The sequence below is a fragment of the Cellulomonas sp. KRMCY2 genome (assembly GCF_000526515.1).
Classification (GTDB): Bacteria; Actinomycetota; Actinomycetes; order Actinomycetales; family Cellulomonadaceae; genus Actinotalea.
Map to the genome: position 1 here is coordinate 2,516,216 of NZ_JAGF01000001.1, position 12,588 is coordinate 2,528,803.

Annotated in this window: 12 protein-coding genes; 11 read left to right on the plus strand and 1 reads right to left on the minus strand. The window is 72.8% G+C overall.

Annotation, left to right across the window (positions count from 1 at the left end; translation table 11 throughout):
- Positions 1-31: 31 nt before the first annotated feature.
- Complete coding sequence (locus K415_RS0112080; RefSeq protein ID WP_024287300.1) at positions 32-1,009, minus strand: phosphotriesterase; 978 nt, start codon at positions 1,007-1,009, stop codon at positions 32-34.
- 194 nt (positions 1,010-1,203) lie between these two features.
- On the opposite strand from K415_RS0112080, the gene K415_RS0112085 reads away from it, so the two are divergent.
- The 11 genes from K415_RS0112085 to K415_RS0112135 all read left to right on the plus strand — a co-directional run bounded on the left by K415_RS0112085 (position 1,204) and on the right by K415_RS0112135 (position 12,523).
- A complete protein-coding gene (locus tag K415_RS0112085; RefSeq protein ID WP_081785015.1) occupies positions 1,204-1,851 on the plus strand; it encodes a glucose-6-phosphate isomerase family protein in 648 nt (215 codons plus the stop codon).
- On the plus strand, positions 1,848-2,510 hold the full coding sequence (gene eda / locus K415_RS0112090; RefSeq protein ID WP_024287302.1) for a bifunctional 4-hydroxy-2-oxoglutarate aldolase/2-dehydro-3-deoxy-phosphogluconate aldolase: 663 nt from the start codon (positions 1,848-1,850) through the stop codon (positions 2,508-2,510). The genes K415_RS0112085 and eda overlap by 4 nt, the downstream gene beginning before the upstream one ends.
- A complete protein-coding gene (locus tag K415_RS0112095) occupies positions 2,507-3,472 on the plus strand; it encodes a shikimate dehydrogenase (RefSeq protein WP_197024723.1) in 966 nt (321 codons plus the stop codon). Before eda ends, K415_RS0112095 begins: the two co-directional genes overlap by 4 nt.
- Positions 3,469-4,398 carry an NAD(P)-dependent oxidoreductase gene (locus tag K415_RS0112100; protein ID WP_024287304.1) on the plus strand — a complete coding sequence of 310 codons (930 nt, stop codon included), beginning with the start codon at positions 3,469-3,471 and terminating at the stop codon, positions 4,396-4,398. The genes K415_RS0112095 and K415_RS0112100 overlap by 4 nt, the downstream gene beginning before the upstream one ends.
- Complete coding sequence (locus K415_RS0112105) at positions 4,395-5,327, plus strand: SIS domain-containing protein (RefSeq protein ID WP_051480558.1); 933 nt, start codon at positions 4,395-4,397, stop codon at positions 5,325-5,327. Before K415_RS0112100 ends, K415_RS0112105 begins: the two co-directional genes overlap by 4 nt.
- Positions 5,324-6,865: an FGGY-family carbohydrate kinase gene (locus K415_RS21880; protein WP_024287306.1), complete on the plus strand. Its 1,542-nt coding sequence runs from the start codon at positions 5,324-5,326 to the stop codon at positions 6,863-6,865. Before K415_RS0112105 ends, K415_RS21880 begins: the two co-directional genes overlap by 4 nt.
- Positions 6,865-7,935 carry a Gfo/Idh/MocA family oxidoreductase gene (locus tag K415_RS0112115; RefSeq protein WP_024287307.1) on the plus strand — a complete coding sequence of 357 codons (1,071 nt, stop codon included), beginning with the start codon at positions 6,865-6,867 and terminating at the stop codon, positions 7,933-7,935. The genes K415_RS21880 and K415_RS0112115 overlap by 1 nt, the downstream gene beginning before the upstream one ends.
- A 2-nt stretch (positions 7,936-7,937) precedes the next feature.
- The gene (locus K415_RS0112120) at positions 7,938-9,005 is read left to right on the plus strand and encodes an alcohol dehydrogenase catalytic domain-containing protein (RefSeq protein ID WP_024287308.1); all 1,068 of its coding nucleotides are present in this window, start codon (positions 7,938-7,940) and stop codon (positions 9,003-9,005) included.
- A gap of 2 nt (positions 9,006-9,007) precedes the next feature.
- Positions 9,008-10,336, plus strand: a complete 1,329-nt coding sequence (locus K415_RS0112125; protein WP_029663671.1) for a hypothetical protein — start codon at positions 9,008-9,010, stop codon at positions 10,334-10,336.
- A gap of 119 nt (positions 10,337-10,455) precedes the next feature.
- Positions 10,456-11,298 (plus strand): DUF1080 domain-containing protein, encoded by an 843-nt coding sequence (locus tag K415_RS0112130; RefSeq protein WP_024287310.1) that lies wholly within the window; start codon positions 10,456-10,458, stop codon positions 11,296-11,298.
- 100 nt (positions 11,299-11,398) lie between these two features.
- Positions 11,399-12,523 carry a Gfo/Idh/MocA family protein gene (locus tag K415_RS0112135; protein ID WP_231494884.1) on the plus strand — a complete coding sequence of 375 codons (1,125 nt, stop codon included), beginning with the start codon at positions 11,399-11,401 and terminating at the stop codon, positions 12,521-12,523.
- Positions 12,524-12,588: the final 65 nt, after the last annotated feature.

Genomic DNA, 12,588 nt, shown 5'->3' on the forward strand with positions numbered 1-12,588 from the left:
GACTGTCGGATCTGCGCCCTCGGCGCGCGGCTCAGCGCAGGGTCAGCAGGCGTGCGGGGTTGTCGACCAGCAGCTGTTCGGCCAGGTGCCCGCCGACGCGCCGGCGCAGGCGGGGCACGAAGCGCAGCGGCAGGTACGTCAGCCCCGGCATGCCCCCGTAGGAGTGGTACCGATGACGTCGTGCGACGTCGCCGCCGAGCAGGACACGGCCCGGGTCTCCGGTGGCGAGCACCCGCTCGAGGCAGTCGAGGATGGCGGAGTCGGGAGCCTCGCGGTGGCGCGCCATGCCGTCGTAGCCGAGGTAGGCACCCGCGAGGGTGAGCTCGGCATGCAGGCCGGGATCCAGGTTGCGGTCGACGTGCGCGAGCACGACCCGTTCGGCGGGCAGCCCCTCCGCTGCCAGGACGTCCAGCACCTCCCAGGTCGCCGAGCCGTGCTCGAGGTGCACCATGACACTGACGCCGGTCTCGCCGGCGGCAGCCGCGACGGCGGCGAGCACCCGACGCTCGAAGGGGTCGATCCGCCAGTATCCGATACCGGCCTTGAGCAGGCCTGCCCGCACGGGTTCACCGGACGGGCCACGGGCAGTCGGACCGCGATCGGGGACGTCCTCGTCGGGCAAGCCGTCGCGGATGTCGCGCGTGAAGCGGTCTGCCAGGTCCGTGACCCCCTCCGCCAAGAGCCAGTGGCCCGCGGCGTAGTGCTCGGAGCGATGGGCGCCGCTCACGTGGACGACGGCGAGCCCCGTCGCCTCGCTGATCCGGGCGACCCCGGCGGGGTCACGGCCCAGGCCCGTCGGGGTGGCCTCGACCATGGTGGTGATGTCCGCGGCTCTGAGCTCGGCCGCCTCCCGGCGACTGGAGTCCTCGTCGTCGAGCTCGTCGCCGGCGAGGAGCGGGGACGTCTGGAAGAGGTGGTCGTGGTAGTCGCAGCGACCGAGCTCGCTCGCCGGTCGGTCGCCGAGCACCGTGCGGACGAGGCCGTGGTCGTGCGCTGTGCTGGACGACATGCTCTCTTCGGCTCCCTGTGCTCGGCGCAGGCCCGTGCCTCAGCAGGCTGGCTGAGCTCCGATCCCAGTAGTACCACTACGCACGAGGTGGCGTACAGACGCAGACCGGCGCGTTCACCCGTGCGGAGGGTTGCGCGGGGTGCGGGCAGTCAGTAGTCTCACTACAACACGCTCCGACGACGAGGGGGAGACCGATGCCGGCGATGCCAGAGCCGACGCCCATGGACCTGGACGCTCCGGACGTCCTCATGCAGCCCGGGCTGCTGACGATCGGTGCCGACGGTGCCATGGCGGGCCGGACCGGCGCGTACGACAAGGTCCTGGGAGACCTGGTCGGCGTGTACGCCGACGGGGACGCGTTCGAGGCAGCCGTGCGGTCGCAGGGCGCGGATCGTCTCGTCTACCACGTCGACGAGCACCGCGGGGCCGACGGCGCCGGTGCGCTGATCATCGGGACCAGCACCGTGCTGCCCGGCCGGATCGGTGACGAGTTCGCCGTGACGCGCGGCCACCTGCACGCCAAGGCCGACCGCGCCGAGCTCTACCACTGCCTCAGCGGCCGTGGCGTGATGCTCCTCGAGACGCTCTCCGGGGAGAGCAAGGCCATCCCGCTCTCCGCCGGGGAGGCCGTGCACGTCCCCGGGCACTGGATCCACCGGAGCGTCAACGTCGGCAGCGAGCCGTTCGTCACCCTGTTCTGCTACGCGGCGGACAGTGGCCAGGACTACGGGCTGATCGCCGACGCGGGCGGGATGGCCCAGCTGGTCGTCACCGACGGGGCCGGCGGCTGGACCACGCGGCCGAACCCCCAGCACGTCGGCTACCGGGCGACGCGCGGATGAACGCCCAGGACCTTCTCGCGGCCGTCGAGCGGCACGGTGTGGTGCCCGTCGTCGAGATCGACGACGTGGCAGACGCGGTTCCGCTGGCCCGCACGCTCGTCGAGGCGGGGCTGCCGGTCATCGAGGTGACCCTGCGCACGTCGTCGGCGCTCGAGTCGGTCGCCCGGATCGCCGCGGAGGTGCCGGAGTGCCTGCTGGGCGCCGGGACCTTGCTGACCGCCGCCATGGTGGCCGCCGCGGTGGACGCCGGTGCCCAGTTCGGCGTGTCGCCGGGCGTCTCGGCCGCGCTGCTGACCGCGGCCGCAGAGCGGGACCTGCCGTTCATCCCCGGGGCGGTGACCCCGAGCGAGATCATCGTGATACTCGACGCCGGGATCCGCCACGTGAAGTTCTTCCCGGCCGGCGCCTACGGCGGTGTCCCGACCCTCAAGGCCCTCGCCGGGCCGTTCGCCGCGACCGGGGTGCGCTTCATGCCCACCGGCGGGGCGACCGCCGCGAACGTCGGCGACTACCTCGCGCTGTCCAGCGTCTTCGCCGTCGGAGGGACGTGGGTCGCACCCCGTGCCGACGTCGCGGCCCGGCGCTGGGACGACATCGGGGCGAGGGCTCGCGCCATCGTGACGGCGTGCAGCGCACGGGCCGAGGCGGTGACCCGGTGACCGTTGCCACCGGCACCACCGACCCCCTGCCGGCGGCAGCGGACGTGCCGACGATCTACTTCATCGGTGTCACCACGGGGAAGTCCTCGATCCGCACGGTGTTCCCGCGATGGGCCACGGAGCTCGGCCTCGGCGACGTGCGGCTGGTCGGCATCGACCTGCCGCTGCATGCGCCGGCCGAGGACTACCGCCGCGTCGTGGACTTCATCGCCCACGACCCGTTGAGCCGCGGCGCACTCGTGACCACGCACAAGATCGACCTCTACGACGCGTGCCGGGACATGTTCGACGTGATCGACCCGCACGCTGAGCTCATGGGGGAGACGAGCTGCCTGTCGAAGCGCGACGGCCGGCTCGTGTGCCACGCCAAGGACCCGATCTCCTCGGGCCTGGCCATCGACGCGTTCCTGCCGCCGGGCCACTGGCAGCGCACGGGCGCCGACGCGTTCGTCATGGGTGCGGGCGGGTCGGCGATCGCCATCAGCTGGTACCTCTCGCGTCCCGAGCGCGGTGCGGATCGCCCCGCGCGCATCGTCGTGGCGAACCGCAGCACGCCACGTCTGGAGGCCTTGCGCCGGGTGCACGACGAGCTGGGCACCGACGTCCCGGTCGAGGTCGTGCACACTCCGACGCCGCAGGCCAGTGATGCCATCCTCGCGACGCTGGCGCCGGGCTCGCTGGTCGTGAACGCGACGGGCCTCGGCAAGGACGCCCCGGGGTCGCCGCTCACGGATGCGGCGGCCTTCCCGCTGGACGCCGTGGCCTGGGACCTCAACTACCGGGGTGACCTGGTGTTCCTGGACCAGGCGCGCGCCGCGGGGCACGTGCAGGTGGAGGACGGCTGGGTCTACTTCCTGCACGGCTGGACGCAGGTCGTCGCCGAGGTGTTCGACCTCGAGATCCCGACCTCGGGGCCGGTCTTCGACGCGCTGGACCGGATCGCCACGGACACCCGGCGATGACGGCCGGCAGGGTGCTCGTGACGCCGCGGTCGCTCACCGAGGCGGGTCTGGAGACCGTCCCCGAGCTCGCCCCCGTCCGCGAGCGCGGGTACGAGCTCGTCGGCGCGCCCCCCGGCCGGATGCCCACCGAGGACCAGCTGCTCGAGGTCGTACCCGGCTGCGTCGGCTGGTTGGCCGGTGTGGAGCGGATCAGCGAGCGGGTGCTCGGCAGCGCCACCGGTCTGCGGGTGATCAGCCGCAACGGGTCCGGGACCGACGCGATCGACATGGCGGCCGCCGCCCGCGCCGGCGTCCGGGTCGAGCGGGCCGTCGGCTCCAACGCCCAGGGCGTGGCCGAGCTCGCCCTCGCGCTCAGCCTGAGCGCCCTGCGCAGCGTGCCGTGGAGCGCCGCGGCCCTCGTCGCCGGCCGGTGGGAGCGGACGCCGGGTGCGGAGCTCCCGGACTGCACTGTCGGCATCGTCGGCCTCGGCGCCATCGGGCGGCGGACGGCACAGGCCTTCTCGGCGCTGGGCTCCCGGGTGGTCGGCTTCGACCCGTTCGTCGCCGCCACCGACGTGCCCCTGATGGACCTCGACGACCTTCTCGAGGTGTGCGACGTCATCAGCCTGCACTGCCCACCGGCGGCGGACGGCGCACCGATGATCGACGCCGCCAGGCTCTCGCACGTGGCCAGGGGCGCCGTCCTGGTGAACACGGCGCGGTCGGCGCTCGTGGACGACGACGCCGTGCTCGCGGCGCTCGAGGCCGGCACGCTGGGCGCGTACGCCGTCGACGCGTTCGACGTGGAGCCGCCGGAGATCACGGCGCTGCTGCGCCACCCCCGGGTGATCTCGACGCCGCACCTGGGCGGCTACACGCACGCGAGCATCCGGCGGTCCACGACCCAGGCCGTCGAGAACCTCATCCACGCCCTCGACCAGGGATGAGGCCGGCGATGGTGGCGGCAGCACCCCTGGCGCTGATGGAGCGGCTGAGCACCATCGAGGGCCGCCTTCGGCCGTCGGAGCGCAAGGTCGCCGAGCTCGTCCTGAGGGACCCGGCCGCGACGATGGGCATGGGTATGGCCGGCCTCGCCGCGACCGTGGGGGTGAGCGAGCCGACAGTCATGCGGTTCTGCAACGCGCTGGGCTTCGACGGGTTCCAGACGTTCAAGTTCGCCCTCGCCCAGGCGCTCGCGATCGGCATCCCGGTCACGCACTCGGCGATCCAGCTCGACGACACGGTCGAGGCCATGGCGATGAAGATCTTCGATCACACGGTGAGCAGCCTGGACCGGGCGCGCCGCGCGCTCGACACCCGCGCGGTGGCCTCGGCCGTGGACGTCCTCCTCGACGCCCGCGACCTCCTGTTCGTGGGCCTGGGCGCATCCGGGATCATCGCGCAGGACGCCCTGCAGCAGGCCGTGCTGTTCGGCGTGCCGTGCGCCGCGCCCATCGACCTGCACCAGCAGTTCATGACGGCCTCGATGAGCGGGCCCGGTACCGTGATCGTGGCCATCTCCAACACGGGCCGCTCGACCTCCGTCCTGGACATCGCCGCCCAGGGCAAGCACCGAGGAGCAACGCTGATCGGGATCGCCGGTGGTCCCAGCCCGCTGATCGACCACGCCGACGTCGGCCTGATCCTGCGCACGTTCGAGGACACCGACGTCTACACGCCCACCGTGAGCCGCCTGGCCGGGCTCGTCCTGATCGACGTGCTCGCGACGGCCGTCGCCGTCCAGCGCGGTCGCGACCACCTCGAACGGCTCGGCGAGATGAAGCAGGCGTTGTCCTCGTTCCGCGGCAGCGCCGCACGAGATCGGCGCCGCACGAGATCGGCGGCGCGCGACGGCCACGGGAGCGGCCGACCATGAACGCGGAAGCGGTGCTCGGCATCGATCTCGGGACCAGCGTGGTCAAGGCCGGCATCTACGGCTTCGACGGCGCGATGCACGCGAGCGCGAGCTGCCCGCTGACGTTGAGCCACTCGGGGCCGGGCCGGGCCGAGCAGGACCTGGACGACTTCTACGAGGCCGCGGCCGCTGCGAGCCGGGTGTGCCTCGCCGGGGGGTACGCCCCCGAGCGGATCGGGGCGGTCGCGATGGTCGGTCAGATGGCGGGGGTCGGCATCGTCGACAAGGATCACCGGCCGCTCGCCGCCTTCGACTCGTGGCTCGACACCCGCTGCGGCGACGTCGCCGACGAGCTCTCGCGCACCCTCGGCGATCGGATCACCGCGACGGCCGGGTGCGCCCCGACGATCAGCATCGGACCGAAGATGCTCTGGTGGCGTCGCCATCGCCCCGACGTCTGCCGCGACGCGGCGTCGTTCGTCACGGCAGCCGGGTACGTGGCCGGCCGGGCCACGGCGACGGTGGGCCGGTCCGCCTTCATCGACCCCTCGTACCTGCACTTCACCTCCGTCGCCGACGTGGGACGCGCCGCGTGGGACGAGGCGCTGGTGGACGCCGTCGGCGTCGATCCGGATCTCCTGCCCCGGATCGTCGAGAGCGCCGAGATCGTCGGCACCCTGACCGACCGGGCTGCGGCGGACTTCGGTCTGCGGCCTGGTGTGCCGGTGGCGGCCGGCTGCGGTGACACGGCCGCGAGTGCGCTCGGGGCGGGCGCCGCGCGGGCCGGTCAGGCGTTCGACATCGCCGGCACCGCCGCGGTCTTCGGCGTCTGTCTGCCGGTGTTCGCACCGGACGCGTCGGACGGGACGCTCATGACGATGCGGGCGGCCCTGCCCGGCCGGTGGTACTCGCTCGCCTACGTGGGTGGTGCGGGGCAGGTCGTGGAGTGGGTGTGTCGCGAGGTGCTCGGACACGCGTCCGTCGACCCCGACGCGTACGCCGACCTCGCGGCCGCGGCGTCGAGCGTGCCGCCCGGCAGCGACGGCGTGATGGTCTCCCCGCACTTCTCGGGGCGCGTGGCCCCGGTGTCGCCCAGCATGCGCGGCTCGATCGTCGGGCTGTCGGCCGTGACCGGCCGCGCGCACCTGGCCAGGGCGGCGCTCGAGGCGATCGCCTTCGAGTACCGGCGCTACGCCGACATCGCCCGCGGCGCAGCACCGGATGTCGCGGTCACGGAGATCATCGGTACGGGTGGCGGCAGCCGGCTCGACGTGTGGAACCAGATCAAGGCGGACGTCCTCGCGACGCCGTACCGGCCTGTCGTGGGCGCCGAGTCGGGAACCCGGGGCGCCGCGATGGTCGCGATGGCCGCGATCGGGCAGGAGCTGCCCGAGCTCGAGCCGTCCGCGTACGGACCGGTCGCGCGCCCCGATCCCGCCACGACGGCCGCCTACGCGGCCGCCACCGAGAGCTACCAGCGGTGGTCGGCGCGATGGGCCGCCGGCTACCGCAGCGAGTCAGCACTGACCGAGCACCACGGAACGGGAGACACCATCTGATGGCGACGAAGCGGCTGTGCATGGTCGGTGCGGGACGCGTCGGTCGGCTCCACACCCGGAGCATCACCGAGCACGTCGGGCACCGAGCCGAGGTGACGGCGATCTGCGACCCGAGCCGCGAGATCGCCGCCGAGCTGGCCGCCGACTACGGCGTCGGCCTGGTGTGCGCCACCCTGGCGGAGGCGCTCGAGCGCGGGACCTACGACGGGGTCGTGATCACGACCCCGACCTTCACCCACCACCCGCTCGCGCTGACGGCGATCCGCGCCGGCCTGCACGTGCACCTCGAGAAGCCGATGGCGATGAACCTCGTCGAGTGCGCGGAGATCAGCGGGGCCGCCGAAGCCGCCGGGATCGCGCTGCAGCTCGGCTTCATGCGTCGCTTCGACAGCGACTTCGTCGCAGGCGCCGAGCTGCTCCGCAGCGGGGAGATCGGCGACCCGATGATCATCAAGTCCCTCACCCACGGACCGGGCCTGCCGCCGGCGTGGGCCAACGACATCCGGACCTCCAACGGCATGATCGCGGAGGTCAACAGCCACGACCTCGACACGATCAGCTGGTACGCCGGATCCGAGCCGGTGGACATCCACACCCGGGTCGCCAACTTCAAGGGCGCCCAGCGGGGCGTCGTCACGGAGCACTTCTACGACACGTTGGTCGCGACAGTGACCTTCGAGTCGGGGGCCATCGCCACCGTGGCCGGGGTCTGTCCCGCCGACTACGGCTACGACGCGCGGGTCGAGGTGACCTGCACGGCGGGCATGGTGCAGGTGGGTCACACCGGGCCCGGCGGGCCGGCGAGCATCGTCGCCGGCACGGCGCTGCGGGGCGAGGCGGTGTACCGCTCGTGGCGCGACCGGTTCGCCGACGCCTACGTGCGGGAGATGGTGGCCTTCGTCGACGCGATGGATGGCGCCCCCCTGCGGGTCGGCGCCGCCGACGGCACCCGAGCCGTCGGCCTGGTCCTCGCCGGGACGCTCTCGATGCTCGAGGGCCGGACCGTGACGGTCGCCGAGGTGCAGGCGGCGGGATTCGTCCCCGCCTGGCAGACGCGGACGGGGCAGTGACCATGCGCGCCGTGGTGTACCGGGGCCCGCGCGACCTCGTCGTGGCCGACGTCGACGTCCGGCCCCTGGGTCCCGGGGACGTGCGCGTCGCCGTGGACAGCGCGGGGGTGTGCGGCACCGACGTCCGGATCTTCAAGGGCGAGCACTCCGGGTTCGCGAACGGGACGGGACGCGTGCCCGGCCACGAGGTGGTCGGCCGAGTGAGCGAGGTGGGCCCGGGTGCGGCCCCGCCCGGCCTTGCCGTCGGCGACGTGGTCTTCGTCGCTCCCAACATCGGCTGCGGCGTGTGTGCCCAGTGCCGACGGGGGAACGAGAACCTGTGCCCGACGACCGAGGCGATAGGCATCTCGCTGGACGGGGGCTTCGCCCAGAGCGTCCTGGTCCCCGCCCGCGCCGTCGCGCGCGGGAACCTCATCCCGCTCGGTGCGGTGTCGTCGGACGCCGGGGTCCTCATCGAACCGCTCGCCTGCGTGCTCCGGGGCCAGGACAAGGTCGACGTCCACGAGGGTGACACGGTCCTCGTCGCGGGCGCGGGGCCGGTCGGGCTCCTGCACGTGGCGCTCGCGCGCACCAGGGGGGCCGCGCTGGTGATCTGCTCCGAGCCGTCGGCCGTCCGGCGCGAGGCGGCCCAGCGCGCCGGGGCCGCGGTCGTCGTCGACCCGACCGCGGCCGACCCGTACGAGAGCGTCGCCGCGGCGACCGGGGGTCTCGGCGCCGACGTCGTCATCACCGCCGCTCCGGTGCACGCCCTCCAGTCCGCGGCGCTGCACCTCGCCGCGACCGGCGGGCGGGTGCTGTACTTCGGTGGTCTGCCCAGGAGCCGGCCAACCGTCGAGCTCGACACCAACCTCATCCACTACAAGGAGCTGCTCGTCGCAGGCACGACGGCATCCACGCTCGACGACTGCCGCCGGGCGGCCGAGCTGGTCGGCGGGGGCCGGCTCGAGCTCGACTGGATGGTCTCGGACCGCTACGCCCTCGAGGACTTCGCGGCGGCCGTCGGTCGCGCCCAGGACCCGGCTGCGCTCAAGGTCGTCGTCAAGCCCTCGCTCTCACGGAAGGCACTGTGATCATGAAGCCGGGTCTGCTGCCCGTCCACCTCGAAGACGTCCCGAGCGAGACGTTCGTCCGCCAGCTCGGCAAGCTCAAGGAGCTGACGAGCGAGCTCGTCGACTGGCTCGAGCCCGCGCACATCGACCGCCCGGTCCCCGCCGGGACGAGTGCTGTCGTCGTGCCGGACCTCAGTGGTCTGGCGTACCGCATGGTCGACTCGTTCCGCCGGATCGATGTGCCGATCCTGCTCCTGTCGACCGAGTTCGGCAGCGTCCTGATGTGGGACTGGGAGATCCGCGACCACCTGCGCCGCAAGGGCGTCGCCACGATCGCACCGACCTCCCTGACCGAGTGCGAGGACGTCTGCCGCACGCTCGCCACCCAGAAGACCCTCCGGCACTCCTCGATGCTCGCCTACCAGGACGACCTCGGTGCCGGCATGCAGCCGGACATCTTCAAGCGGTTCTACTGGTGGGAGGACGAGTGCGTCCTCGACCTGCAGAAGGCCTTCGGGGTACGCGTCGAGCGGCGCAGCTTCCACGACCTCGCCGCGCGTGCGGCCGCCGTGCCGGACGCCCGGGTCGAGGCCGCCTGGGACCGCCTGTCGGCCCGCACGCCCATCGTCGGCCTGGCCCCCAGAGGCAGGGCGGACGCCCTGCGGCTGTACGTCGCGCTCGGCGACGAGCTCGACGAGACCGGCGACGTCATCGCGGCCGGCATCAACTGCCTGAACGAGTCGACGACGTCTCCCACGACGCCGTGCCTGGCCTGGAACCTGCTCTTCGAGGAGCGCGGCCTGATGTGGGGCTGCGAGGCCGACCTGACCTCGATGATCACCAAGACGCTGGTGCACAAGTCGCTCAAGGCCCCGGTCATGATGACCAACCTGTACCCCTATCTGATGGGCCAGGCCGCGCTCGCGCACGAGCGCATCCCGTTCTTCCCCCCGGTCGACGAGGAGCCCGAGAACCACGTCCTCGTGGCGCACTGCGGCTTCCTCGGCGTCGTGCCGCAGTCCTTCGCCACCGAGTGGACCTTGCGGCCGCGCGTGCTGGAGATCGTCGACCCGAGCGCCAACGTGATCGACGCGCGGCTCGCCGAGGGTGCGACCACGATCGTCAAGATCGCCGGCGACATGAAGACGCTGGTGGTCGCCCCGTCCGTCCTGACGGGCTACCACCAGTTCACGAACTCGGACTGTCTCAACGGGGCGGTGCTCCGCGTCGAGGACGGCTACCGCTTCGTCGAGAACCTGCCGTCCCATCACGCGATCCTCGCCACGGGTGACCTGGTGCGTCGCCTCGAGGTGATGTCGAGCGTGCTCGGGCTGGACGTGCTGAAGATCTGACGGCGAGGTGCGCGGAGGTCCGGTGCTGCGGGCGGCGGGCCCCCGGGCGGGCACCGGTGATGCGGGTCGGAGGTGCCGTCCCGGTGCAGGGTGCACCGGCAGGAGCGGGAGGGAAACAGGTGTCGGAGAGCCAGCAGGAGCGCGGTCGGGTCGTGGAGCTCTTCGACGGGACGACGCTCGACGGGTGGCACGCGGTGCCGCGGCTGCCCGTCGCCGCCTGGCCCGGGGGACCGGCGCCGGACCCCGGTTCTGCCGAGTACCTGGCGGCGGCGAGCAGCGTCGGCGGGTGGTCGGTCCAGGACGGTGCCATCGTGGGGACCCAGAGCCCCGCCGGCTCGGGTCTCGGTGGCTACCTGCTCACGGATGACCGGTACGACGACTTCCGGCTGACGTACGAGGTGCGACCCGACTGGCCTGCGGACACGGGCGTGCTCGTACGGGCCAGCGACCTGGGCGCCCAGGGGTTCCAGGTGCTGATCGACCACCGCAGGTCGGGGGGGATCGGCGGCTTCTACGGCAACGGCATCGGCGGCTTCCACGCCCTCGCCTACGGCGTGGACGTCGCACGGGACGAGTCCGGCCGGCCCGTCGGCCTCGTCGAGGACGACCCGGCCACCACGCTCGAACCCGTCACGGCCGCGAAGCGGGCCCTGCTCTCGTACGCGGCACCGGCCGAGGAGTTCTTCCGGGCGTGGCGATGGGGCGACTGGAACGAGATGTCCGTCCGCTGCGTCGGCGCGTACCCCGTGCTGACGAGCTCGGTCAACGGGGTCACGATCTACGAGGTCGACACCGGTGCGATCTCGCACCCGACCTATGACCGAGCGGCCGTCGCGGCACTGCTCGGCAGGAGCGGGCACATCGCGCTCGAGGTCCACGACAACGACGAGCCGATGGGCGCGGACCGCTGGGCGCCCGACGCGGCAGTCCGGTGGCGCAATCTCAGGATCGAGACCCTGTAGGCGACGCCGCGGATGAACCTCCGCCGCTCCGGACGGGCCGGCAGCCGTCGGGAGCGGGGGCAGATCGAGCAATGACGACGACGACAGGGAGAGACCGACAGTGACGAGTGCAGTGGGCAGTGCTGGGAACGACATCGGCGGCGCCGGGGGACCGGCCCGGTACGCGGTGGTGGGCAACGGCTGGCGGGCGGGGTTCTACCTACGGCTCGCGAGGACCTTCCCCGAGCGGCTGCAGGTGACGTCCGTCGTGACCCCGAAGGCCGAGACGGGCCTGGCGGCCGAGCGGCAGTGGGGCCTGCCGTCCGTGCGCACCATCAGGGATGCGATCACTGGCGACCGGCCTGACTTCGTGGTCGCCGCGGTGCCGTGGTCGGCGACGCCGCGGGTGATCAGGGAGGCCGTGGCCGCCGACGTCCCCGTCCTGAGCGAGACGCCCCCGGCCGCCGACGTCCCGGGCCTGCTGGAGCTGTGGTCCCAGGTCGGCGGATCGGGACTCGTCCAGGTCGCCGAGCAGTACCCGCTGTACCCGGGGCACGCGGCCCGGATCCAGCTCATCAAGAACGGGCTCCTCGGCACGGTCAGCAACGTCCAGGTCTCCTCGACGCACCAGTACCACGCGATCGCGCTGATGCGCGCGATGCTCGGCGTGGGCTTCGAGAACGCCGCCGTGACGGCGCACCGCAGCGAGTTCCCGCTCGTCAGCCCCATCGGCCGGGACAGCTGGACCAAGGACCTCACGCCGCTGCCGGCGTGGAACCTCCTGTCCCACCTCGACTTCGGTGCCGGTCGGACCGGGCTGTACGACTTCACCGACAACCAGTGGCACAACGAGCTCCGCAGCAACCGCATCCTCGTCCGCGGCAGCCTCGGCGAGCTGGTGACCGATCACGTCGTGCACGTGCGGGACGAGCTCACCGTGCTGGAGTCCGACCTCGTGCGTCGCCAGCTGGGCGTCGACATGAACTTCGAGGGCTTCGACCTGGACCACATCACGTTCGAGGGCGACGTCGTGTACCGCAACGCCTGGCAGGGCGGCCGGCTCGCCGACGACGAGATCGCCGTCGCGTCCGTGCTCGAGCGGATGGGCGCCTGGGTCCGCGGCGAGGGCCCGGCGCCCTACCCCCTCGCGGAGGGGTGCCAGGACCACATGCTCGCCCTGGCGATGGACGAGTCGCTCGCCGTCGGGGCCACCGTGCGCACCACGCGTCAGCCCTGGGCCTCCTGAACGACAGCGCCGCGGGCGACCGGCGGGCGCCGCCCGACGACCGGTCGCAGCGGCCGCGTCCGGGT

Bases quoted from the DNA above. Each gene is read 5' to 3' on its own strand.
- K415_RS0112085 (WP_081785015.1), top strand. From the start codon at position 1,204: ATGCCGGCGATGCCAGAGCCGACGCCCATGGACCTGGACGCTCCGGAC.
- K415_RS0112120 (WP_024287308.1), top strand. From the start codon at position 7,938: ATGCGCGCCGTGGTGTACCGGGGCCCGCGCGACCTCGTCGTGGCCGAC.
- K415_RS0112080 (WP_024287300.1), bottom strand. From the start codon at position 1,009: ATGTCGTCCAGCACAGCGCACGACCACGGCCTCGTCCGCACGGTGCTC.
- K415_RS0112100 (WP_024287304.1), top strand. From the start codon at position 3,469: ATGACGGCCGGCAGGGTGCTCGTGACGCCGCGGTCGCTCACCGAGGCG.
- K415_RS0112115 (WP_024287307.1), top strand. From the start codon at position 6,865: ATGGCGACGAAGCGGCTGTGCATGGTCGGTGCGGGACGCGTCGGTCGG.
- K415_RS21880 (WP_024287306.1), top strand. From the start codon at position 5,324: ATGAACGCGGAAGCGGTGCTCGGCATCGATCTCGGGACCAGCGTGGTC.
- K415_RS0112125 (WP_029663671.1), top strand. From the start codon at position 9,008: ATGAAGCCGGGTCTGCTGCCCGTCCACCTCGAAGACGTCCCGAGCGAG.
- eda (WP_024287302.1), top strand. From the start codon at position 1,848: ATGAACGCCCAGGACCTTCTCGCGGCCGTCGAGCGGCACGGTGTGGTG.
- K415_RS0112105 (WP_051480558.1), top strand. From the start codon at position 4,395: ATGAGGCCGGCGATGGTGGCGGCAGCACCCCTGGCGCTGATGGAGCGG.